We start from the raw sequence: 22,048 nt of genomic DNA on the forward strand, positions 1-22,048 counted from the left end.
TTTATTGTTTTTACATTTAAAACTAAGCTTCTTTATTAGCCAATTGACCACAGGCAGCATCAATATCTTTACCTCTACTTCTTCTCACTTTTACCACCACACCTATAGACTCTAATCCTTTTATATAAGCATTAATTGCTTCTTCGGATGCTTGTTGAAATTCTCCATCATCAATTGGATTGTATTCAATTAAGTTCACTTTACAAGGAACATATTTACAAAACTTAACCAAAGCATCTACAGCAGCTTTATTATCATTGATACCTTTCCAAACCACATATTCATAGGAAACTTTACTTCGTGTTTTTCGGTACCAATATTCCAATGCCTCTCGCAAATCTGCTAGAGGGAAATTTTTAGAAAAAGGCATGATACGGGCTCTAACCTCATCAATTGCCGAATGTAAAGAGACTGCCAATTTGAATTTTACCTCATCATCAGCCATTTTTTTAATCATCTTAGGAATTCCTGAAGTCGAAACCACAATACGTTTAGGCGACATCCCCAATCCTTCTTCCGAAGTAATCATATCAATTGCCTTAATCACATTATTATAATTCATCAATGGTTCGCCCATTCCCATGAAAACAATATTCGACAACGGATGATTAAAATACAAGCGACTTTCTCTATCTATAGCAAGAACCTGATCGTAAATTTCGGCAGGTTCAAGATTTCGCATTCTTTTTAATCGCGCAGTTGCACAAAAATTACAATCTAAACTACAACCTACCTGACTAGAAACACAAGCAGTAGTACGGGTTTCGGTAGGAATCAATACCGATTCTACTACCAATCCATCATGCAAACGAACCGCATTTTTAACCGTTCCATCATCCGAACGTTGCATCGTATCGACCTTGATATGATTGATAACAAAATTATCTTCCAGCATGGCACGAGTTCCTTTGGAGATATTGGTCATATCCTCAAAACTGTGTGCTCCTTTGCTCCACAACCATTCATAAACTTGATTTCCACGAAAGGCTTTATCCTTATTGGTCACAAAAAAATTGCGCAATTCCTCTTTAGATAGGGCTCGTATGTCTTTTTTCTCAATTTGCATGCTGCAAATTTAATGACTATTTGTTTATTTATTACATCAATTCAAATAAATGCTCGTGTGTTGTTTTGATAATTTGGTAACTTTGCCCAAAATTGAAAAAATCAAAAAATGCATTTCATCTCTCCGGAATTAGAAGATTACGTTGAACAACATTCTGAAAATGAACCCGAATTATTAAAAGCTTTAAATAAAGAGACTTACCAAAAAATTCTTTTGCCTCGAATGCTAAGTGGCCATTTTCAGGGTCGCGTGTTAAGTATGCTTTCTAAATTAATTCGACCTGTTAACATTCTTGAAATTGGCACTTATACAGGATATTCTGCGCTTTGTCTATGCGAAGGAATGCAAGAAAACGGTATTTTGCATACTATCGATATCAAGGAAGAGCTAGTAGATTTTCAAAGAAAGCATTTTGACAAATCGCCTTGGGGAAAACAAATTGTACAGCATTTAGGGGAAGCTATTGATATTATTCCAACTTTGGATGTCAAATTTGATTTGGTTTTTATTGATGCCGACAAAGAAAATTACCTGAATTATTTTGAAATGATTGTTCCAAGAATGAATAAAGGTGGTATTATTTTATCTGATAATGTACTTTGGAGCGGCAAAGTACTGGAACCATTAAACCCTAAAGACATTAGTACCAAAGTACTATTAGAATACAATCAAAAACTGAAAGAAGATCCAAGAGTTGAGACCGTATTACTTCCTATTCGCGATGGATTAACGGTTAGTAGAGTATTATAAAAGAGTACTTAAACAAAAAACGCACATCTAAACTTTTAAATGTGCGTTTTTTGTATATCGTTTTTACACCTACAGCGGAAAATATTTAATTTGGGTAAACTGATATATTTTGTAAGCCAAGAAACCTGCGGTCATTCCAAAGATATAACCACTCAAAATATCCAGTGGGTAATGCAATCCTAAATAAATACGGCTGTAAGCAAAAATTAACGGCCATAAAAACAAAAAAATTGCATCTCTAAAATAAGGCTTGATAACATGATAAATAAACATGGCTGCTGCCATACTATTAGCGGCATGTCCAGAAAAATAACTAAATGATGATCGTGATTGTACAATCCTAATGAAAGACTTGATATCAGGATTATTACATGGACGCAATCTTTCTACTCCAAACTTCACCAAATTAGTGATTTGATCTGTTACCAGCAACAATAAGGCTATTGATAAAACCACATACAAGGTTTGTTTACCACCTATTTTTTTATAAATAATATAGAGCAATAATAGAAAAAAAGGAGTCCAATTGATTTGTCGGGTAATAAAAAGCCACAACCCATCAAAAGTCTCAGAGCCAAGTCCGTTTAAATAAACGAATAATCGAACATCGAGTGCTAAAAGTTTATCTAACATTAAAGACTACGTTTTACAGGACCTGTAATATCTTCGATATTCTCTTTTAGTTTAGTAACCTGAGTCACCGAATCCCCTAAAAGATCCTCTTTTACTTTATCAATTTGTGTATTTATACCACCTGTCATTTCTGATAAAGATTTTGCATCTAAACCATTTTCTTCAGCTCCTTTTTGGATTTCGCTCTTAATATCGTTAGTAGCATTTTTTAATTGAGCCATTGCTTTACCCATAGTACGTGCCACTTCTGGTATCTTGTCTGATCCAAAAAGCAACAATACCACAAACATTATAAAGACTAATTCTCCTCCTCCTATACCAAACATATTCTGCTTATTTTTTTGGCAAATATACCAATTTTAAAAAAGTCTACTTTAAAATTTTTCATAAATTAAACTCTTTGACAGACTTATAAAAAAGTGATTTAAAATGAAAATACTATCTGTTTTTTTCATTTTTAAAGACTAGCTTATTTAAAAAAAGAAACAAACACAATTCAAAATACACTAACTTATTTTATATCTTCTACTGCAATAATCGATTTGTATTTTTCAGCTAATTCTGCTAACAAAAACTCTATTGAGGTCCTGTTTTTTGTATCCAAAACTCGCGTAAATTTTTGATTATCGACCACATAATATTCAAAACCTTTTATATATTCTGATGGTAAACCTAATTTATTTACAAAATATTCATCGGTAAACATTTTCTCAAGTGTCCCCATGTAGGTCTCCTTCTTTTCGATTGCAATACCTTTTTTTAACATTGCACTTCTACCAGATATAAGATTTATTATTGGATCTAAACCCAGTGGATTTTGACGAAACGAACTTGCAGAAGCGTACTTTCGCTCAGCGGGAGTATATTTTTTTTGATTAGGAGAAATAATACCTAAGGAAACCGCATTAATATTACTGTAATTAATAATTGTAACTTCGTTCAATTCGCGAGCAACTGCGACTAAATGAATATTCAAAATTTTGTCTCCAAAATCATCTTCACACAACACTACTTCTTTTCTTTTAAACTGCAAACCTGAAAATACTAAAGTATCTCCTTCTTGAGCGTTAATAGAAAAATCACCCATTTGATTTGTAAAAACAGCTTGTTCTGTTCTTTTATTAATAACAGATACACCTTCTAAATTTGTTATATAGGCATTGATTTTTCCTTTCAAGACCAAGGAATCCCTTTTTTGTCCAAAACAAAAAACTGAAAACAACCCAAGAAAAAAAAGTAAATATTTATGCATTATTCTGAATTTCAACAGGGTAAAAGTAATACAGAGCTATCCCAATTTGTTATTAAGAAGCTGATAAAAATATGTTAATACTAAACCCTTTTCACATGAGCTATCCCTACCTTTATTGAAAAAAAAATCAAAAGAATGAAGAATTTACTTTTAGCTAGTACTTCTACTTTGCATGGGACAGAGTATTTAGAATACTTGCTTCCGGAATTAAAAATACATTTCAAGAATTGCAAAAACCTTTTATTTATTCCATACGCCAGACCTAGTGGAATTTCACATGAAGAATACACACAAAAGACAGCGCAAGCTTTCGCCAAAATAGACATAAATATCAAAGGTATTCATGAATTTGAAGATCCCGCTTTTGCTATCAAACAGGCAGAAGGTATCTTTACAGGTGGAGGAAATACTTTTTTACTCGTTAGCCAATTATATCAGCATAAAATTATGACTGTTCTAAAGGAAACCCTAGAAAATGGAACGCCATACCTAGGAACAAGTGCAGGAAGTAATATTGGCGGCTTAAGCATGCAAACTACAAATGATATGCCTATAATTTACCCACCTAGCTTTCAAACTTTAGGGCTTATTCCTTTTAATTTAAATGTGCATTATTTAGATAAAGATGCCCAATCAACTCACATGGGGGAATCACGAGAAACCAGAATTAATGAATTTCATCAATTTAACAATTTTCCCGTTTTAGGATTAAAAGAAGGCAGTTGGCTCGAGATTAAAAATAACACCATCATTTTAAAGGGAGGACTAACAGCCAAACTTTTCAGAAAAAATCACGAAGCTATTGAAATCGAACCCAATTCGAATTTAGATTATATTCAATAAAAATTTTTAGTAATAATTCATAAAAGGTTTTGAATTCAAACTAAAAACTCTTGAAAACAAAAAACCCCAAACAATAGTTTGGGGTTTATAGAGCGGAAGACGAGGCTCGAACTCGCGACAACCAGCTTGGAAGGCTGGAGCTCTACCAACTGAGCTACTTCCGCATAACGGGTGCAAAGATAAATTTTATTTCTACACCTCCAAATTTTATTTCAAAAAAACCAAAACTCTAGTTGGTTTCTACTAGAGCGGAAGACGAGGCTCGAACTCGCGACAACCAGCTTGGAAGGCTGGAGCTCTACCAACTGAGCTACTTCCGCATTGCGGGTGCAAATATAAAGAATAAGTTAAGTTTAAAACAAATTTTTTTGATATATTTTTTCGCAGAATTCACTATTTAAAATCTAACTTTTTTAAAACTAAACCATTAGAGCTCTATTTTTTTTATAAAAAAACAACTTGCTAGCTCTGTATAAACTTCGAAGATCTTAAATAGCTTTCCGAAGGATAATAAATAAAAAGGCAGGATTTATTTTTTATTGTATTTATTAAACCATCTGTAATCTCAAGTGGTACCGCAGGACAGCCCAAACTTCTTCCTAAACGCTTATTATTTTGTATAAAAGCGTCCGAAACATAATTAGCACCATGAACCACAACAGCTCTATTTCGAGCATTATCATTTATACCTTTTTCCAAACCGTCCAATCGTAAAGATTTACCATGCTTTCCATTGTAAACCTCAGCTGTTATGTAAAAACCTAAGCTGCTTTTGAATGATTCTGCTTTGTTAGAAAAGCTATTAGCATATTCATCACCCGTATTTTTCCCATGAGCAACAAGAGAATGGAGTAATATAGTTTCTGTATCCAAATCAATCACCCAAAGTCTTTTCACATTTGCCGACAAACTAAAATCGATTAATGTTAAAATATTTTTCGTTACTAAGCCCTGAGTTTTCAATTTATTAAAACCTTGTAACGCCATTTTAAAACTCTCCAACCTTGGCAATCCAAAACCTTCGCTGTGTAAATTATGATACACTTGTTCAATGTTTAATTCCTCATCACCATTCAAACTCATTTTGTTTTTTAATTCTTTTTTTTCATTGACAACTTTTGGCAAAAAGGAAGTAGTAGACATCAATAAAAATAATAATAATAAAAAACTTAAAAACCTTCTATAAACCATTGATTACTATTTAAATACAATTAATTAAATCCTGCCAAAAATATAAAAAATAATTACAGAACAAAACCCAACTCAATGCATTATAACAGCTTTAACTAAACCGTAGTTTTTTAACTACAAAATTTCGCTGTTAAATAATTGTTAATCATATCAATTTTATTATTTTTGCTTTCATATTAACAATTCATGAATCCATTCCGACTAACTACTTATTGTTTTTTCATATTCCTAAATTTTAGCCTGTTTGCTCAAAAAAAAATTCTTGTAGCAAAACCTAAACAAGGGAATATCAATATTGACGGTAAAACGGATGATGAAGAATGGCTTAAAAACAATGAAGTCGCAACAGATTTCATTATGTTTAATCCTGACAACGGTAAAGCAATTGATACCGAAAAAGCAACCTCAGTAAAAGTAATTTACGACAATGATGCTATATATATATCTGCCGTTTTAAAAGACAATGAACCTGACAAAATACAACGCGAATTAACAGAAAGAGATGTTTTTGGTGTAGCTGATAATTTTGCCGTATTTATCAACGGATTTAATGATGGTCAACAAGATTATCGCTTTTATGTAAGTGCTGCAGGAACTCAAATGGACTGCCTAGCTACCGAAGATAATGAAGATTTTACTTGGGATGCCATTTGGCAAAGCAGTGTAAAAATTACTGATTTTGGCTGGACTGTTGAAATGAAAATCCCTTATGCAGCTATCCGTTTTCCAAAAAACAAAAAACAAACTTGGGGTATCAATTTTTTGCGCGAAATTAAAAGAACGACACAAAAATTCACCTGGAACCATATCAACACAAAGATTGGAGCTGTTTTAACACAAACAGGGCAATTAGATGGAATAGAAAATATAAGTCCATCCACTCGACTTTTCTTTATTCCCTACACATCTGCTTATTTACAGAAAGATCGATATACTTCCGATAAAACACTAAAAGCTGGTTTAGACATCAAATATGGCATTAATGATGCTTTTACGTTAGACGCTATTTTAGTTCCTGATTTTGGACAAACCAAATTTGATAATGCCATACTTAACCTAGAGCCTTTTGAACAAAAACTTAACGAAAACAGACCTTTTTTTACCGAAGGTACTAACCTTTTTAATATAGGAAATCTTTTTTATTCAAGAAGGATAGGAGGGAATTCGATTGTAAGTAAAGAAGAAATAGAAAGCAAATTAAGCACATCGGAAGAAATCACAGAATACCCTAACACTGTTGAGTTAATCAATGCTGTAAAATTATCAGGAAGAACTGAAAAAGGCCTTGGTATTGGTTTTTTAAACGCAGTTACCGAAAAAACATTCGCTTCTATAAAAGACAATGAAAACAACTCTACCAGAAAAGAAGTAATTAACCCTTTAACTAATTACAACATATTAGTTTTTGACCAGCGCTTTAGACAAAATTCATCTATTTCATTTATAAATACAAACACCAGTAGAAATGGAAATTATAGAGATGCCAATGTTACTGGATTAATTTTTGATTTAAATACTAAAGCTAATACCTATAATCTTTCAGGAGATTTTAAATATGCTGCTATCAATGACATTGAAGATTATGACGGATTTAAATCTTCTCTAAGCTTTGCAAAGACTAGCGGAAAATTTCGATACATCTTTACTGGTAAATATACTTCTAAAAAATACGATACAAATGACTTAGGTATTTTATACTATTACAATTACCATAGTGGTTATGTAAACGGAAGTTATCGAATATTGAACCCAAATAAACTATTCAATAGTTTTCTTTTTGAACAGGAAGTAAACTTAGATATAGACAACAGTACAAATAAAATACAAAATACAAGCTGGATTCAAACTATTGTCACAGCTACGACACTAAACCTATGTTATTTTCAATTTGGTTTAAACATAGTTCCTTTTGAAACATTTGATTTTTATCTTCCTCAAGAAGATGGAAGATATATATACAATCCTCGAAAAATCAGTGGTTATTTAGAAATCGAAACCAATAAAAATAAAAATTTCACTTTCGATTTCACTCCATCATTTGTTAAATATGATGAAGCCAATCGATTTACGTATAAATTCTACGCTGGACCAAAATACCGATTTAACGATAAATTTTCATTAGCATTTGCTACCGAATATACAAACGAGAACAGTAATATTGGAAGAATAGGAACAAGTAATTCAGACATTATTTTTGCGCGACGCGACAGAGAAATTATTGAATCAGAATTGACCGGAAAATACGCGATTAATGACCGAATGACTTTTAATCTTAAAGCCCGATATTATTGGTCCTATTCAGATAACAAACATTTCTTTACTCTTAATGATGATGGACATCTTTCTAACAATGACACCTATAATATGAATAAAAATAGAAATTTAAACTCGTGGAATTTAGATTTTTCCTATTCATGGTGGTTTGCACCCGGCAGTCAATTATCGATTTTGTATCGAAATTATGCACAAGAAGACACTAATTTAGTAGAAAAAAATCTATCTAAGAACATCAAAACTATCTTCAATTCTAATATGACGAATATTTTCTCGATTAGTCTTCGCTACTTTATTGATTACAACAATGTAAAACACAAATTATAAACTGCATTTATTTTAATAAAAGAGTAATTCTGTAATAAAATTATCATTTTTGACCTCACTAAATTTTAGAAACCATAATAGTTATTTTATTCCTAACGAAGATTTTATAAAAAATTTATCTTTGTCGAAAATTAACTAAAAATGAACAAAAAAGTAATCTTAATGATTTTGGATGGTTGGGGAAAATCTCCTGACCCAAAAGTATCTGCAATTGATAATGCAAACGTTCCATTTATAAACAGTCTTTACCAAAAATACCCTAGCGCACAACTTAGAACTGATGGTTTACATGTAGGTTTACCAGAAGGTCAAATGGGTAATTCAGAAGTGGGACATATGAATTTAGGAGCTGGAAGAATTGTATACCAAGACTTAGCCAAAATTAATTTAGCTGTTGCCAATAAAACTTTAGCTCAAGAACAAGTATTAAAAGATGCTTTTCAATATGCAAAAGACAACAATAAAAAAGTACACTTCTTAGGATTAGTTTCTGATGGAGGTGTTCACTCGCATACTTCTCACCTACGTGGATTAATTGATGCTACCCAAGATTATGGTTTAGATCAAGTTTTTATTCATGCTTTTACTGACGGTAGAGATGTTGATCCTAAATCAGGAAAAAAATACATTCAAGATTTAAGTAATTACATTGCACAAACTCCAGTTAAAATTGCGTCTGTAATTGGTCGTTATTATGCAATGGACCGTGATAAACGTTGGGAAAGAGTTAAATTAGCTTATGATCTAGTAGTTCATGGAAAAGGAACCCCTACTCATGACGTAGTCACTTCAATCGCTACGAGTTACGGCAATGATATTACAGATGAATTCATCGAGCCATTAGTGGTTGTTGATGCTGAAAATAAAGCATTAGCTACCATTCAGGATGATGATGTGGTTATCTTCTTTAACTTCAGAACTGATAGAGGACGTGAATTAACAGAAGCATTATCACAACAAGATTTCCACGAACAAAACATGCATAAATTAGACTTGTACTATGTTACATTGACTAATTATGATGAAACTTACCAAAATGTAAAAGTTGTATACAACAAAGACAACATCACTGAAACACTTGGAGAAGTATTAGAAAAAGCAGGCAAAAAACAAATTCGTATTGCCGAAACAGAAAAATATCCACACGTAACATTCTTTTTCTCAGGTGGTAGAGAAACGCCTTTTGAAGGCGAATCTCGTATCTTGAGAAACTCTCCAAAAGTGGCTACTTACGATTTGCAACCTGAAATGAGTGCTTATGAATTAGCCGATGCACTTTGTCCAGAACTTGAAAAAGGAGAAGTAGATTTTGTGTGTTTAAACTTTGCCAACGGAGATATGGTGGGACATACAGGAATTATGGAAGCAGCTATCAAAGCTTGTGAAGCAGTAGATAAATGTGCCGAAAAAGTGATTACAACTGCTTTAGCAAATGGTTATTCAACTATTGTTATTGCAGATCATGGTAACTGTGAAACTATGATTAATCCTGATGGAACACCAAATACAGCGCACACTACAAACCCTGTTCCTTTCATTTTAGTTGACAATGATCAAGTAGCTATTCAAGATGGTGTTTTAGGTGATATCGCTCCTACAATTTTAGACTTAATGGGTGTAAACCAACCTGCTGCTATGTCTAGTCACTCTTTATTAGTGAAATAATTTTTTTGAAATTTACCATAAAAAAAGAGCTGTTTTTATCATGTAAAACAGCTCTTTTTACATTCTATAAAAACTCATTAATAACTTTCGTTCCAACTAAAATTTTCTTGAATTATCTTATCTTTCTCTTCTTTCAAAAAATCCAAATAAGCCTTAGCAACTGGTGAAAGCTTTTTTTCTTTCAACCAAATTAAACTCCAAGTTGTTTTAATGGGAAGTCCATTTACTGGAATAATACTTAATTCATTATTTTGTAATTCGGTTCGAATTCCAATTAAGGGCATAATCGAATACCCAAAACCAGCCAACAAGGCTTGCTTTATCGCTTCATTAGAAGTTAGTGTTAACTTTTTCAAAACTGGAACCGAATTGTTTTTAAAAAATTCTTCCATTGTTTGTCTTGTTCCCGAACCTTTTTCTCTAAATATTAATGGTAATTCCTTAAAAATATCCCTTGAATATTCACTGTTAATGTCGTCTAATTTGGCGTTACCAACAAGAAATAACTTATTCGGTATTAAATCTAATTTTTCCAATTGAAGTGAGGTAGGCATAACGGATACCAAAGCAAAATCCACCTCATTATTTTCCAAACTTCGTATTACTTTATTTTTATTGGTTACATCCATTAATAACTCTATAGCTGGATTGGCTTTAATAAAATTTGAAAGAAAAAAAGGCATTACATACTTACCCGTAGACACTACCGAAATCTTGAGTCTTCCTGACAAAAGCCCTTTATAAGAGTGACTTTTATAATTAATAGCATACACTTGATTAATTATATTCTCGGCCAGTTGTGCTATCTCCAACCCGAAATCAGTTATAAAAATCTGTCGACCAATCACTTCCGTCAAAGGAATATCAAACTGATTTTGAAAATTCCTTAATTGAATAGAAACAGCCGGTTGGGTTAAATGTAAATCTTCAGAAGCTTTTGTAATACTTCTAGTCTCAACGATTTTGAGAAATATTTGGAGTTGATTTAAAGTATAATTCATAAAATATATTTATGCTTTAGATTACAAATATAAATAAAAATATATAGAATTAAATAATCAATTTTGCAAAGTTTAAACCGAGAAATAGCTATAAATACCATTCGTCCTAACCAAATTTAATAAAAAATGAACTTTAACTTACTCATTGAAAATCTTACAAACCCTGCCCTACTATTTTTTGTACTGGGAATTGTTGCTGTATGTTTAAAAAGCGATTTAGAAATACCACAAAACTCCTCAAAATTCATTTCCTTATATTTATTGTTCGCAATAGGTTTTAAAGGAGGACAAGAATTATCACACGAAACCCTTAGCACCGAAATTGCTTGGTCAATATTATTTGGAGTAGGAATTTCAGTAACAATCCCATTGTATACCTTCTTCATCTTAAAGAAAAAATTAAACATCTTTGATTCTGGAGCAATTGCTGCAGCATACGGATCTGTTAGTGCCGTTACCTTTGTTACAGCGGTTTCATTTTTGGAATCGCAACAATTAAATCTCCACGGGCACATGGTTGCGATAATGGCATTAATGGAATCGCCAGCAATAATCATTGGTCTAATTTTAATATCTACTTTTAATAAAAAAGAAACAAAAACAATTAAAAAAAGATCCATACTCATTCATTCGTTAACTAATGGAAGTGTCCTTTTAATCCTTGGAAGTCTGTTAATAGGTTATATTGCCAATGATAAACAAGCCGAAGGTATAGCGCCTTTTACCAATGATTTATTTAAAGGATTCCTTGCTATATTTCTTCTTGATATGGGGATTACAAGCGGAAAAAAATTAAAATCCTTCTTCTCTTTTGGTCTCTTCCCTACTCTATTTGCTATAATTATTCCCTTATTTAATGGTTGTCTATTCGCGATACTGAGTGCCTTAGTGACAGATGACATCAGCAATAGATTCATCTTTGCAATATTAGCTGCGAGTGCATCGTACATTGCAGTCCCTGCAGCCATGAAAATCACTGTTCCTCAAGCCAATCCTGGGTTATTTTTACCCATGACTCTTGCCATAACTTTTCCAATTAACATAACCATTGGAATGCCATTGTATTTTTTAATCATTAATACGTTCTGAATTTGACCTAACTTAGCTAACCAACTATTTACATTTAAAAATTAGCATTCAAAATTAAAATAACATTAGAATTACTTCTCTATTGACTTAATTTATTGTTAAAACACAAAAAATAAAAGTATTGCTATTAATTTTGTTCAAATAACATAAGAATAATAAACCAACAAAAAATATGACACCTTTAAAACGTTTTTTTAACTTACTGAAATTAGACAGAAGAGATGTCTCGCAAATATTTTTCTATGCCATCTTTGCGGGATTAATCAGTTTGTCATTGCCTTTGGGAATTCAGGCTATCACCAATTTGATACAATCAGGAAGAGTAAGTGCTTCTTGGGTAGCGCTAATCATTTTGGTGGTTTTTGGGGTAATACTAGTAGGTATATTATCATTAATGCAGTTGCGTATTACAGAAAATTTACAACAAAAAATATTTGTACGTTCTTCATTTGATTTCGCTGCGCGCTTGCCTAAAATTAAAATAAACCAACTTTATAACAGCTATCCACCCGAATTAGCGAATCGCTTTTTTGACACCTTAACCATTCAAAAAGGAACTTCAAAATTGCTAATCGATTTTTCGGCTGCTATTTTACAAATTGTTTTTGGTATCATTTTATTATCCTTGTACCACCCTTATTTTATTGTCTTTGGAATTTTATTATTTGGATTTTTATACTTCATCTTCAAATTCTCCTACCAAGCTGGACTTGAAACGAGCTTGAAAGAATCCAAATTCAAATATAAAGTTGCGAGTTGGTTACAAGAAATTGCCCGAAACAATTACAGCTTTAAAAACGAACTTAATTACGATTACAGCTTGCAAAAAAACAATAATCTTGTAGCAGATTATTTAAACTACAGAGAAAAACACTTTAATGTCATAAAAAGTCAATTCTCCCAATTAATTGTTTTCAAAGTTATAATCACTGCTAGTTTATTATTGATTGGAGGATTTCTTGTGCTTTCGCAAGAAATGAATATTGGACAATTTGTTGCCGCTGAAATCATTATTTTATTAGTAATCAACTCTTCTGAGAAAATCATATTTGGCTTAGAAACCTTTTACGATGTCCTTACTTCTATTGAAAAAATTGGTCAGGTCACCGATTTAGAATTGGAGGATGAAAATGTGTCCGATATTGATTATTGCTACACTAACATTTCTATAGAAACGGAGAATCTTTGTTTCAAATTTCCGGATTCTGACACAGAAATTTTAAAATCCATATCCTTAAAAATAGAGCAAGGAGAGAAAATTGTCATTGAAGGAGAAAATGGTTCTGGTAAAACAACACTTATTAGAATCCTTTCTGGCTTGTTACAAAAAACTTCTGGATCATTTTTTATCAATGATGATACATTCAAGAAAATAAACCTTAAACAATACCGCTCACAAATAGGAAGTATTATTCATAGCGAAAGTCCTTTTGAAGGTACTTTGCTAGAAAACATCACTTTCAATGACAAAACTATTAAGGCCGAAGATTTAAAATGGGCCATTGATGGTGTTCAACTAACTTCTTTTGTAAAATCTTTACCTAAAGGATTAGACACTCGTATTTTTCCTGAAGGAAGACAATTATCTTCTTCTAACGCTCAAAAGTTATTGTTAGCAAGAAGTATCATTCACAAACCTAAAATACTATTTTACGAAGACCCAACAGACATGATGGATGAAAAAGTAGCTAATGAAATCATCGATTTCATCACCTCTGATAAATTCAATTGGACAATCATTGTTTCTTCAAAAAATCCATATTGGAGAACAAAATGCAACCGAAGAATTATTATGCAAAATGGAGCTATTCAACTTGATTCAAAAAACAATTAAGCATGTTAAACATCTCAAACAATAAAACTAAACTGCAATCGCTAGAGCGATATGAAACAGTTAAAAACTTGAGCAACAGACCTCACTATAAAATTTTAAACCGAATTATAGCAGGAGTTTCTATTATTGGTCTTGCTGCACTTTTTTTACCGTGGACACAAACCATTTCTGGTTCTGGAAACGTAACCACTTTAAAACCCAATCAACGACCACAATCGATACAAAGTGTCATCTCGGGTCGTATAGAAAAATGGTATGTTCAAGAAGGTGATTATGTAAAAAAAGGAGACACTATCTTATTTATCTCGGAGATAAAAGAAGATTATATGGATCCTAATTTAGTTGAAAATACTAGAAACCAAATGGAAGCCAAAAAACAATCTTTAGCGTCCTATGACTCTAAAGTTGATATGCTTTCTAACCAAATTGTTGCTATTGAGAATGAACGAAAATTAAAATTAGAACAAGCTAAAAACAAAGTCCAACAATCGATCTTGAAAATCAAAAGCGATAGTATGGATCTTGCAGCGGTAAAAACACAGTTACGAATTGCTACTACCCAGTACAATCGAGCTGTACAATTAAATAAAGAAGGTTTAAAACCACTTACCGACATTGAGGAAAAAAGACTCAAATTGCAAGAAGTAGAAGCCAAAATCATTACTCAGGAAAACAAATACCTAACCAGCAAAAATGAATTAATTAATGCTAAGGTAGAAATCAACCGAATCAATGCTGAATATTCAGAAAAAGTATCAAAAGCAAACAGTGACAAGTATACCGCTTTAAGCAGTCAATTTGATACCGATGCTCAAGTGAACAAATTAAAAAATCAATACACCAATTACAGCATTCGTAATGGAATGTATTACATCAAAGCATCACAAAATGGATATATAAACAGGGCATTACAATCTGGAATTGGTGAAACAATAAAAGAAGGAACACCAATTGCAACGATTATGCCTTCAGAATATGACATCGCGGTAGAAACTTATGTAAACCCTATTGATTTACCTTTAATTACTAAAGGGGAAAAAGTTCGTGTATGGTTTGACGGATGGCCAACCATTGTCTTTTCGGGTTGGCCTAATATGTCTTATGGAACTTTTGGTGGAGAAATCGTTGCTATCGAAAACTTTATTAGTGAAAACGGAAAATACCGTGTTTTGATTGCGCCAGACAAAAACGAGGACAAATGGCCAGCACAATTAAGTATTGGTGCCGGAGCACAAACTATAGCTTTATTAGATAATGTTCCCGTGTGGTTTGAAATATGGAGAACCCTAAATGGTTTCCCTCCTAACTACTACAAACCAACAGCTAAAACTACAAAAGAGAAAAAATAATGAAACATATTTTCTTCGCCTTTTTATTCTTAGGTTTTACTTTATCAGCCCAAGAAATCAACTCAAAAGAACTTACATACAATGAGTTTTTGGGCTTTGTAAAAAAGTATCATCCATTGGTTAAAAATGCCAATCTAGAAATCAGTAAATCTCAAGCCAATTTAATGATGGCTCGCGGGGGATTTGACCCAAAAATTGAGGTTGATTTTAGTAAAAAGCAATTCAAAGACAAAGAATACTATTCCATTTTAAACAGTAGCTTTAAAATTCCAACTTGGTATGGAATCGAAATTAAAGCAGGTTTTGATAATAATGAAGGAATCTACCTTAATCCAGAAAACACAGTTCCCAATCAAGGATTAACTTCACTTGGAATAAGCGTACCTTTAGGACAAGGCTTATTCATCAATCAAAGAATGGCCGATTTAAAAAAGGCAAAAATACAACTTCAATTAAGTCAAGCAGAACGAAAACTTCAAGCTATTGCTATCTTATACGATGCTTCTATTGCCTATTTTAACTGGAAAAAAAGTTATAACGAGGTTGTATTGTATAAAGAATATAAAGAAAATGCTGAAATAAGATTTAAAGGAATACAAACCTCAATCAAAGAAGGAGATAAACGTGCCATTGATAGTGTCGAAGCTGGAATGACCGTAAAAAACAGAACCTTGAATTTAATTGATTCACAATTAAAATTAGCAAAAGCTAAATTAGAGCTTTCTAATTTTCTTTGGTTAGAAAACAACATTCCTTTAGAATTAGCCGAGAGCATTATTCCGGAAACGCAACTAGAATTTACAATTCAGGAAACCTTAAAAACTAACGCACTATTAAATCCCGATTTTTCGATTAGTAATCATCCAAAAATCAATGCCCTACAAAGCAAAATTGACATTTTAAATGTAGAGAAAAAATTAAAAGCCAATATGCTTTTGCCTAAAATTGACATTGGCTATTCTTATTTATCAGAACCAAGTTATATTGACAATTACCGTTTTGAAGATTATAAAATAGGTCTGAACTTCTATTTCCCTTTATTTCTAAGAAAAGAAAGAGGTAGTTTAAAATTAGCTAAATACAAAGTACAAGAAACTGAATTTGCATTAGACCTAGAAAAGGTTCAATTAAGCAATAAAATAAATGCTCAAAAATTAGAAATTGAAGCTTTGACCAAGCAAAAAGATTTGATTAAAAGTGTTGTTGAAGATTATGCAACCATGTTAAAATCGGAAGAAAGATTATTTTCTTTTGGGGAGAGTTCGCTATTTTTAATCAATAGTAGAGAAAATAATTTAGTAAGTGCACAGCTTTCTAAAATAGCTTTAGAGAACCGTTTTTTCGTATCTAATTCGGAGCTTTTTAAAATAATGGCGAATCCGGATTAAATAATTCAGAAAATTGTACTTTTGCATTTCGAAAAATAAAAAGTATGATTGTAGTTAAATCCCGTGAAGAAATAGAATTAATGCGCGAAAGTGCCTTAATCGTATCGAAAACATTAGGAATGCTTGCTTCTGAAGTGAAAGAAGGAGTAACCACTTTACACCTTGATAAATTAGCCGAAGAATTCATTCGTGACCATGGTGCGGTTCCAAGTTTCCTTGGTTTATACGGTTTCCCTAATTCACTTTGCATGAGTCCAAATGCACAAGTAGTTCACGGAATTCCAAACAACACTCCTCTTGTAAGTGGTGATATTATCTCTATTGACTGTGGTGCCTATAAAAATGGCTATCATGGAGATCATGCATATACGTTTGAAGTAGGAGAAGTAGCTCCAGAAACTAAAAAATTATTAAAAGTTACTAAAGAATCCTTATATGTGGGTATGCGTGAATTCCGTGCTGGAAATCGCGTGGAAGATGTAGGGAATGCGATTCAAAAATATACCGAATCTCACGGCTATGGAGTTGTTCGTGAATTAGTAGGTCACGGATTAGGTCAAAAAATGCACGAAGAACCAGAAATGCCTAACTATGGTAAAAAAGGTCGAGGTAAACTATTAATAGAAGGAATGGTGGTGGCACTTGAACCAATGATTAATCAAGGCACTCGAAATATCAAACAATTAAAAGACGGTTGGACAATTCTTACTGCCGATGGTAAGCCTTCGGCGCACTTTGAACATGATGTAGCTATTGTTGATGGCAAACCGGAGTTACTTTCTACTTTTGCTTATATCTACAAAGCACTTGGAATTGAAAGTAATGAAGAAGATGAATTTAGAAAAGTGCCTTTAGTTATCTAATCTCGCAAAGAAACTCACAAAAACAGCTCTGAGATTATCAAAGTTCACATTCATTTGAGAATCACTTTGTAAATGTTTAAGAATTCCTTGTAAACCCATTCGAATCTTGGTGTAACAACTCATGAAAAAAGCTTTTAAAACGATACTTAATACCATTCCTCGTCCTCTACTTATTCGTTTAAGTTATGTAGTACGACCAATCATAGCATTTACTTTAAAAGGAGATCGATATACCGATCCAATTGATGGTAAAAGTTTCAAATCAATGCTGCCTTATGGATATGAAACCCAAAGAGAGAATGTTTTATCACCAAGTACACTTTCATTAGAAAGACATCGTTTACTGTGGTTGTATTTGAATGAAAAAACAGATTTTTTTACAGCGCCAAAAAAGGTATTGCATTTTGCTCCAGAACAGGCTTTTTACAAATTGTTTCGAAAACAAAAAAATCTGGATTACACAACAACTGATTTATTTTCACCATTGGCTGATGTAAAAGCCGATATCTGTAATTTACCTTTTAAAGACAATCAATACGATGTAATTTTATGTAATCACGTTTTAGAACACATTCCTGACGATACTAAGGCCATGCAGGAATTATATCGTGTTTTAAAACCGGGAGGGATGGCTATTTTACAAATTCCGCAAGACTTAAAAAGAGCAGTCACTTTTGCCGATGATAGCATCACCGACCCAAAAGAACGTGCTAAAATATTTGGCCAATACGATCACGTGCGTATTTATGGGCGTGACTATTTTGACAAATTAAGAAGTATTGGTTTCAAAGTCTTAGAGGAAGATTACACAAACGAAATTGACCCTAAATTAGTCGATAAATACTGCTTGGCAAAAGGAGAAATCATCCCTGTTTGTTTTAAATAATTCGCACAAAGAGATTGCAAATCCATACGATTTCGTTGCTTATTTTGTTATATTTACACAATAGCAATTATTAAAATTATGGCTAAATCTTTTCTGTTTGGAATCTTATTTCTTTTGTTTTTTAATTTGGCATCTGCCCAAGTTCAAAATGAAGTGATTCCGCCATACCATATCAAAACCGTTTGTTTTGTACAAAACAATCAAAATGCAGTCCCAATTTTCGAATTAGGGAGTGGTTTTCAATTTCAGTTTGATGATCTTTTTGGCAATGAAGCCAATTATTATTACGAAATTATTCATTGTGATTATAATTGGAATCCTTCAAACATCCAAAAAAACGAATACCTTCAAGGATTTGACAACCAAAGAATTCAAAACTACACTAACTCTTTCAACACCTTACAAATCTATTCTCATTACAATCTAAGTATTCCTAATCAGTTTACACAGCAATTACGACTTAGTGGTAATTATATTTTAAAGATCCTCAATGAAGACAAAGAAGTTGTGTTTTCAAGAAAATTTATGCTATATGAAAACAACGCTACTGTTCCTATTCAAGTAAAAAGAGCTAGAAATGTAAGTGTTATAGAACAGAAACATAATTTGGACTTTGCCATTAAATCCAGCACTATAAACTTTCAAAATCCGCTAAAAAATATTAAAGTTAGCCTTATTCAGAATGGCGATTTTAATACCGAAATAAAAAATATCCAACCCCAATACACCATCGGCAATGATTTAATTTACAAATACGATACCGAAACCCAATTTTGGGCAGGCAATGAATTTTTGTATTTTGAAAATAAAGACATTAGAATAGCTAGCAACAATATTGCCCGAGTAGACTCAAGTACTGATATTTATAACTGCCTTTTATATACTAACAATGCAAGAGCAAACTTCCCTTATACGCTTTATCAAGATATAAACGGAAATTTTGTAGTAAAAAATTCCAATGCCAGTAATAACGAAGTTGAAGCCGATTACGCCTGGATCTATTTTAGCCTTTCAGCCCCTACTTTCCGACTAAATAAAGATATTTACGTATGCGGAATGTTTAACAACTATTCATTATCGCCTGAATACAAAATGGACTATAACGAGAAAAAAGGAATTTATGAAAAGGCCATACTCATCAAACAAGGATTTACCAATTATAAATATGTAATTACTGATAGCAAAGGAAACATTGACAATGAAAATGCAATAGACGGAAATTTCTATCAAACTGAAAACGAATATACTATTTTAACCTACTACAAAGAAAATACTGGACGTTATGATCGAATCATAGGAAAAGGCACCGCTAATTCCCTGAACATCATTAATTAAAAAAACAGTTAAAAATAAATGAAAGCAAATAAATTTTCGTAATTTTGCTCCTATTAAACACAGATTAAACAGTTTAATCATGGTTTCTCAAATAACAAGAGGTATAAAAATAACGGTTTTGACTAGTTTTGAAGGCACTTACTTCAAAAACTACAAAATCCATTTTGCCTTTAGTTACCACATTACCATCGAAAACCACAGTAAAGATTCTGTACAATTAACTTCACGTCACTGGGAAATATTTGATTCTTTAAACAATTTAGAAATTGTTGATGGCGAAGGAATTATTGGTAAAAAACCAGTATTAAAACCTGGCGAAAATCATACTTATAGCTCTGGATGCTTACTTTCCTCTCCTTATGGAGCAATGAAAGGACATTTTAATATGATTAATTTCACCAACACTAAAACCTTCAAAGTAATCATCCCTACTTTTAGATTATGTGCACCATTTGCACTAAACTAAAAAATCCTTTATTTTAACTAATTTGCAATTTATTATAATTTTATTACGATAAATTCAATTTAGCTTTTGTACTTTTGCCTTAAAATAATTTATTCTCAATAATACAGCCTTATTCTTTTTCTAGATTTAATACTGTATTATCTAATACATTAAAAAAATAACATTATGCTTAAAGGATTTTTTAAAGTACCCAAAGCAATCAATGAAGCTGTTAAAAGCTACGCTCCTAATTCATCAGAAAAAGAAGCCGTTCTTGCTGCATACAAAAAAATGTGGAACGAAAAAATTGACGTTCCTTTATACATTGGTAGTAAAGAGATTCGAACTGGAAACACTCGAAACATCACTCCTCCACACGATCACAAACATATTGTAGGCAGTTATCATCTTGCCGAAAAAGCACATATCGAAGAAGCTATTACTAATGCCTTAGAATCCCGAACAGCATGGGCAAATATGGCTTGGGAACAACGAGCTTCTATTTTCTTAAAAGCAGCCGAACTAATCGCAGGTCCTTACAGAGCAAGGATTAATGCAGCAACCATGATTGGTCAATCTAAAAACATTCACCAAGCAGAAATTGATGCAGCTTGCGAGTTAATTGATTTTTTACGTTTCAATGTAGAGTTCATGACTCAAATTTATGCTGACCAACCTTATTCGGATTCAAGCGTATGGAATCGTTTAGAATACCGTCCATTAGAAGGTTTCATTTATGCAATCACTCCTTTTAACTTTACTGCTATTGCGGCTAATCTTCCTGCAAGTGCTGCCATGATGGGGAACGTTGTAGTATGGAAACCAAGTGATAGTCAAGTTTTCTCAGCAAAAATTATCATCGACATATTCAAAGAAGCTGGTCTTCCTGATGGAGTTATAAATGTAGTTTTTGGAGACGCTTTAATGGTAACAGATACTATTTTGGCTAGTCGTGATTTTGCCGGTTTACATTTCACAGGTTCTACCCATGTATTTAAAGATCTTTGGGCAAAAATTGGAGCTAATATCCATAATTACAAAACCTACCCAAGAATTGTTGGAGAAACCGGTGGGAAAGATTTTGTAATGGTTCACCCAAGTGCCAATGTAAAACAAGCAGCAACAGGAATTGTTCGTGGCGCATTTGAGTTCCAAGGACAAAAATGTTCAGCAGCATCCCGAGCTTACATACCACAAAGTTTATGGCCAGCCATCAAAGAACAAATCATCACTGATGTACAATCTATGAAAATGGGTTCACCAGAAGATTTTAGCAACTTTATTACAGCAGTAATCCACGAAGGTTCTTTTGACAAATTAGCTAGTTATATTGACCAAGCGAAAAAAGATAGCGATGCAGAGATTATTGTTGGTGGAAACTACGACAAATCCGTAGGTTATTTTGTAGAACCAACCGTTATCTTGACTACAAACCCAAAATACGTTACTATGAAAACCGAATTATTTGGTCCCGTATTAACTATTTACGTCTATGAAGATGCCAAATGGATTGAAACCTTGGAATTAGTAGATCAAACATCAGAATACGCCTTGACTGGAGCTATTTTCAGCCAAGACCGTTATGCGATCGAAGTAGCCACAACCAAATTACAAAATGCTGCTGGAAACTTTTATATCAATGACAAATGCACAGGAGCAGTAGTTGGCCAACAACCATTTGGAGGAGCAAGAGCTTCAGGAACAAATGACAAAGCGGGTTCTATCCTGAATTTATTACGTTGGGTTTCTCCAAGAACCATCAAAGAAATATTAGTTTCTCCAGAAGATTACAGATATCCATTTTTAGGAGAATAAACTAAGATTTTAGAAATCAGAATTAGATTTCAGACAATAATA

General features: G+C 32.6%; 20 protein-coding genes and 2 tRNA genes. 13 read left to right on the forward strand and 9 right to left on the reverse strand.

All coding sequences use genetic code 11. From position 1 onward, the window contains the following. Window positions 1–22: 22 nt before the first annotated feature. A complete protein-coding gene (rlmN, locus tag ACFPTQ_RS00125; RefSeq protein WP_379772335.1) occupies window positions 23–1,066 on the reverse strand; it encodes a 23S rRNA (adenine(2503)-C(2))-methyltransferase RlmN in 1,044 nt (347 codons plus the stop codon). A 108-nt stretch (window positions 1,067–1,174) separates the two neighbouring features. On the opposite strand from rlmN, the gene ACFPTQ_RS00130 reads away from it, so the two are divergent. Continuing rightward, window positions 1,175–1,816 carry an O-methyltransferase gene (locus ACFPTQ_RS00130; RefSeq protein WP_379772338.1) on the forward strand — a complete coding sequence of 214 codons (642 nt, stop codon included), beginning with the start codon at window positions 1,175–1,177 and terminating at the stop codon, window positions 1,814–1,816. Between the two features lie 69 nt (window positions 1,817–1,885). On the opposite strand, the gene ACFPTQ_RS00135 is transcribed toward ACFPTQ_RS00130, so the two are convergent. The 3 genes from ACFPTQ_RS00135 to ACFPTQ_RS00145 form a co-directional block, all read right to left on the reverse strand. Beyond that, window positions 1,886–2,449: a phosphatase PAP2 family protein gene (locus ACFPTQ_RS00135; protein ID WP_379772340.1), complete on the reverse strand. Its 564-nt coding sequence runs from the start codon at window positions 2,447–2,449 to the stop codon at window positions 1,886–1,888. Then, window positions 2,449–2,775: a Sec-independent protein translocase subunit TatA/TatB gene (locus ACFPTQ_RS00140; protein WP_278034914.1), complete on the reverse strand. Its 327-nt coding sequence runs from the start codon at window positions 2,773–2,775 to the stop codon at window positions 2,449–2,451. Before ACFPTQ_RS00140 ends, ACFPTQ_RS00135 begins: the two co-directional genes overlap by 1 nt. Before the next feature lie 185 nt (window positions 2,776–2,960). Next, complete coding sequence (locus tag ACFPTQ_RS00145) at window positions 2,961–3,701, reverse strand: hypothetical protein (protein WP_379772343.1); 741 nt, start codon at window positions 3,699–3,701, stop codon at window positions 2,961–2,963. Window positions 3,702–3,836: 135 nt separating this feature from the next. Between ACFPTQ_RS00145 and pepE the strand changes: the two genes are divergently transcribed. After that, window positions 3,837–4,544 (forward strand): dipeptidase PepE, encoded by a 708-nt coding sequence (gene pepE, locus ACFPTQ_RS00150; protein ID WP_379772345.1) that lies wholly within the window; start codon window positions 3,837–3,839, stop codon window positions 4,542–4,544. A gap of 91 nt (window positions 4,545–4,635) precedes the next feature. Here pepE and ACFPTQ_RS00155 read toward each other — a convergent pair. The 3 genes from ACFPTQ_RS00155 to ACFPTQ_RS00165 form a co-directional block, all read right to left on the reverse strand. Beyond that, window positions 4,636–4,708: transfer RNA gene (locus ACFPTQ_RS00155), tRNA-Gly, on the reverse strand. Between the two features lie 83 nt (window positions 4,709–4,791). Next, window positions 4,792–4,864 (reverse strand) — tRNA-Gly (locus tag ACFPTQ_RS00160). 142 nt (window positions 4,865–5,006) lie between these two features. Next, complete coding sequence (locus tag ACFPTQ_RS00165; protein WP_379772347.1) at window positions 5,007–5,735, reverse strand: murein L,D-transpeptidase catalytic domain family protein; 729 nt, start codon at window positions 5,733–5,735, stop codon at window positions 5,007–5,009. 186 nt (window positions 5,736–5,921) lie between these two features. Here ACFPTQ_RS00165 and ACFPTQ_RS00170 point away from each other — a divergent pair, with 186 nt between their 5' ends. Next, complete coding sequence (locus ACFPTQ_RS00170; protein WP_379772349.1) at window positions 5,922–8,336, forward strand: DUF5916 domain-containing protein; 2,415 nt, start codon at window positions 5,922–5,924, stop codon at window positions 8,334–8,336. A 141-nt stretch (window positions 8,337–8,477) separates the two neighbouring features. After that, window positions 8,478–10,001: a 2,3-bisphosphoglycerate-independent phosphoglycerate mutase gene (gpmI, locus tag ACFPTQ_RS00175; protein WP_379772352.1), complete on the forward strand. Its 1,524-nt coding sequence runs from the start codon at window positions 8,478–8,480 to the stop codon at window positions 9,999–10,001. Between the two features lie 77 nt (window positions 10,002–10,078). On the opposite strand, the gene ACFPTQ_RS00180 is transcribed toward gpmI, so the two are convergent. Further along, on the reverse strand, window positions 10,079–11,002 hold the full coding sequence (locus ACFPTQ_RS00180; protein ID WP_379772355.1) for a LysR family transcriptional regulator: 924 nt from the start codon (window positions 11,000–11,002) through the stop codon (window positions 10,079–10,081). A 126-nt stretch (window positions 11,003–11,128) separates the two neighbouring features. On the opposite strand from ACFPTQ_RS00180, the gene ACFPTQ_RS00185 reads away from it, so the two are divergent. The 5 genes from ACFPTQ_RS00185 to map all read left to right on the forward strand — a co-directional run bounded on the left by ACFPTQ_RS00185 (window position 11,129) and on the right by map (window position 17,525). After that, entirely contained in the window at window positions 11,129–12,091 is a 963-nt protein-coding gene (locus tag ACFPTQ_RS00185; protein WP_379772357.1) for a sodium-dependent bicarbonate transport family permease, read from the forward strand. Window positions 12,092–12,263: 172 nt separating this feature from the next. Further along, window positions 12,264–13,925, forward strand: a complete 1,662-nt coding sequence (locus ACFPTQ_RS00190; RefSeq protein WP_379772360.1) for a peptidase domain-containing ABC transporter — start codon at window positions 12,264–12,266, stop codon at window positions 13,923–13,925. Between the two features lie 2 nt (window positions 13,926–13,927). Then, entirely contained in the window at window positions 13,928–15,274 is a 1,347-nt protein-coding gene (locus tag ACFPTQ_RS00195) for an HlyD family secretion protein (RefSeq protein WP_379772362.1), read from the forward strand. Further along, window positions 15,274–16,662, forward strand: a complete 1,389-nt coding sequence (locus tag ACFPTQ_RS00200) for a TolC family protein (protein WP_379772364.1) — start codon at window positions 15,274–15,276, stop codon at window positions 16,660–16,662. Before ACFPTQ_RS00195 ends, ACFPTQ_RS00200 begins: the two co-directional genes overlap by 1 nt. Before the next feature lie 44 nt (window positions 16,663–16,706). Beyond that, the gene (gene map / locus ACFPTQ_RS00205; protein ID WP_379772367.1) at window positions 16,707–17,525 is read left to right on the forward strand and encodes a type I methionyl aminopeptidase; all 819 of its coding nucleotides are present in this window, start codon (window positions 16,707–16,709) and stop codon (window positions 17,523–17,525) included. On the opposite strand, the gene ACFPTQ_RS00210 is transcribed toward map, so the two are convergent. Beyond that, entirely contained in the window at window positions 17,514–17,648 is a 135-nt protein-coding gene (locus tag ACFPTQ_RS00210; protein WP_379772370.1) for a hypothetical protein, read from the reverse strand. The genes map and ACFPTQ_RS00210 overlap by 12 nt on opposite strands. On the opposite strand from ACFPTQ_RS00210, the gene ACFPTQ_RS00215 reads away from it, so the two are divergent. From ACFPTQ_RS00215 to pruA, 4 genes are all read left to right on the forward strand, one after another. Continuing rightward, the gene (locus tag ACFPTQ_RS00215) at window positions 17,647–18,411 is read left to right on the forward strand and encodes a class I SAM-dependent methyltransferase (RefSeq protein WP_379772372.1); all 765 of its coding nucleotides are present in this window, start codon (window positions 17,647–17,649) and stop codon (window positions 18,409–18,411) included. The genes ACFPTQ_RS00210 and ACFPTQ_RS00215 overlap by 2 nt on opposite strands. 78 nt (window positions 18,412–18,489) lie before the next feature. Continuing rightward, window positions 18,490–19,746: a DUF5103 domain-containing protein gene (locus ACFPTQ_RS00220; RefSeq protein ID WP_379772375.1), complete on the forward strand. Its 1,257-nt coding sequence runs from the start codon at window positions 18,490–18,492 to the stop codon at window positions 19,744–19,746. Between the two features lie 79 nt (window positions 19,747–19,825). Further along, window positions 19,826–20,212, forward strand: a complete 387-nt coding sequence (apaG, locus tag ACFPTQ_RS00225) for a Co2+/Mg2+ efflux protein ApaG (protein ID WP_278034902.1) — start codon at window positions 19,826–19,828, stop codon at window positions 20,210–20,212. A gap of 165 nt (window positions 20,213–20,377) precedes the next feature. After that, entirely contained in the window at window positions 20,378–22,006 is a 1,629-nt protein-coding gene (gene pruA, locus ACFPTQ_RS00230) for an L-glutamate gamma-semialdehyde dehydrogenase (RefSeq protein ID WP_379772379.1), read from the forward strand. The last annotated feature ends 42 nt before the right edge of the window (window positions 22,007–22,048 follow it).

The sequence above is a fragment of the Flavobacterium sp. GCM10022190 genome (assembly GCF_042656445.1).
Lineage (GTDB): Bacteria > Bacteroidota > Bacteroidia > Flavobacteriales > Flavobacteriaceae > Flavobacterium > Flavobacterium nitratireducens.

Bases quoted from the DNA above. Each gene is read 5' to 3' on its own strand.
- rlmN (WP_379772335.1), bottom strand. From the start codon at position 1,066: ATGCAAATTGAGAAAAAAGACATACGAGCCCTATCTAAAGAGGAATTG.
- ACFPTQ_RS00130 (WP_379772338.1), top strand. From the start codon at position 1,175: ATGCATTTCATCTCTCCGGAATTAGAAGATTACGTTGAACAACATTCT.
- ACFPTQ_RS00135 (WP_379772340.1), bottom strand. From the start codon at position 2,449: ATGTTAGATAAACTTTTAGCACTCGATGTTCGATTATTCGTTTATTTA.
- ACFPTQ_RS00140 (WP_278034914.1), bottom strand. From the start codon at position 2,775: ATGTTTGGTATAGGAGGAGGAGAATTAGTCTTTATAATGTTTGTGGTA.
- ACFPTQ_RS00145 (WP_379772343.1), bottom strand. From the start codon at position 3,701: ATGCATAAATATTTACTTTTTTTTCTTGGGTTGTTTTCAGTTTTTTGT.
- pepE (WP_379772345.1), top strand. From the start codon at position 3,837: ATGAAGAATTTACTTTTAGCTAGTACTTCTACTTTGCATGGGACAGAG.
- ACFPTQ_RS00165 (WP_379772347.1), bottom strand. From the start codon at position 5,735: ATGGTTTATAGAAGGTTTTTAAGTTTTTTATTATTATTATTTTTATTG.
- ACFPTQ_RS00170 (WP_379772349.1), top strand. From the start codon at position 5,922: ATGAATCCATTCCGACTAACTACTTATTGTTTTTTCATATTCCTAAAT.
- gpmI (WP_379772352.1), top strand. From the start codon at position 8,478: ATGAACAAAAAAGTAATCTTAATGATTTTGGATGGTTGGGGAAAATCT.
- ACFPTQ_RS00180 (WP_379772355.1), bottom strand. From the start codon at position 11,002: ATGAATTATACTTTAAATCAACTCCAAATATTTCTCAAAATCGTTGAG.
- ACFPTQ_RS00185 (WP_379772357.1), top strand. From the start codon at position 11,129: ATGAACTTTAACTTACTCATTGAAAATCTTACAAACCCTGCCCTACTA.
- ACFPTQ_RS00190 (WP_379772360.1), top strand. From the start codon at position 12,264: ATGACACCTTTAAAACGTTTTTTTAACTTACTGAAATTAGACAGAAGA.
- ACFPTQ_RS00195 (WP_379772362.1), top strand. From the start codon at position 13,928: ATGTTAAACATCTCAAACAATAAAACTAAACTGCAATCGCTAGAGCGA.
- ACFPTQ_RS00200 (WP_379772364.1), top strand. From the start codon at position 15,274: ATGAAACATATTTTCTTCGCCTTTTTATTCTTAGGTTTTACTTTATCA.
- map (WP_379772367.1), top strand. From the start codon at position 16,707: ATGATTGTAGTTAAATCCCGTGAAGAAATAGAATTAATGCGCGAAAGT.
- ACFPTQ_RS00215 (WP_379772372.1), top strand. From the start codon at position 17,647: ATGAAAAAAGCTTTTAAAACGATACTTAATACCATTCCTCGTCCTCTA.
- ACFPTQ_RS00210 (WP_379772370.1), bottom strand. From the start codon at position 17,648: ATGAGTTGTTACACCAAGATTCGAATGGGTTTACAAGGAATTCTTAAA.
- ACFPTQ_RS00220 (WP_379772375.1), top strand. From the start codon at position 18,490: ATGGCTAAATCTTTTCTGTTTGGAATCTTATTTCTTTTGTTTTTTAAT.
- apaG (WP_278034902.1), top strand. From the start codon at position 19,826: ATGGTTTCTCAAATAACAAGAGGTATAAAAATAACGGTTTTGACTAGT.
- pruA (WP_379772379.1), top strand. From the start codon at position 20,378: ATGCTTAAAGGATTTTTTAAAGTACCCAAAGCAATCAATGAAGCTGTT.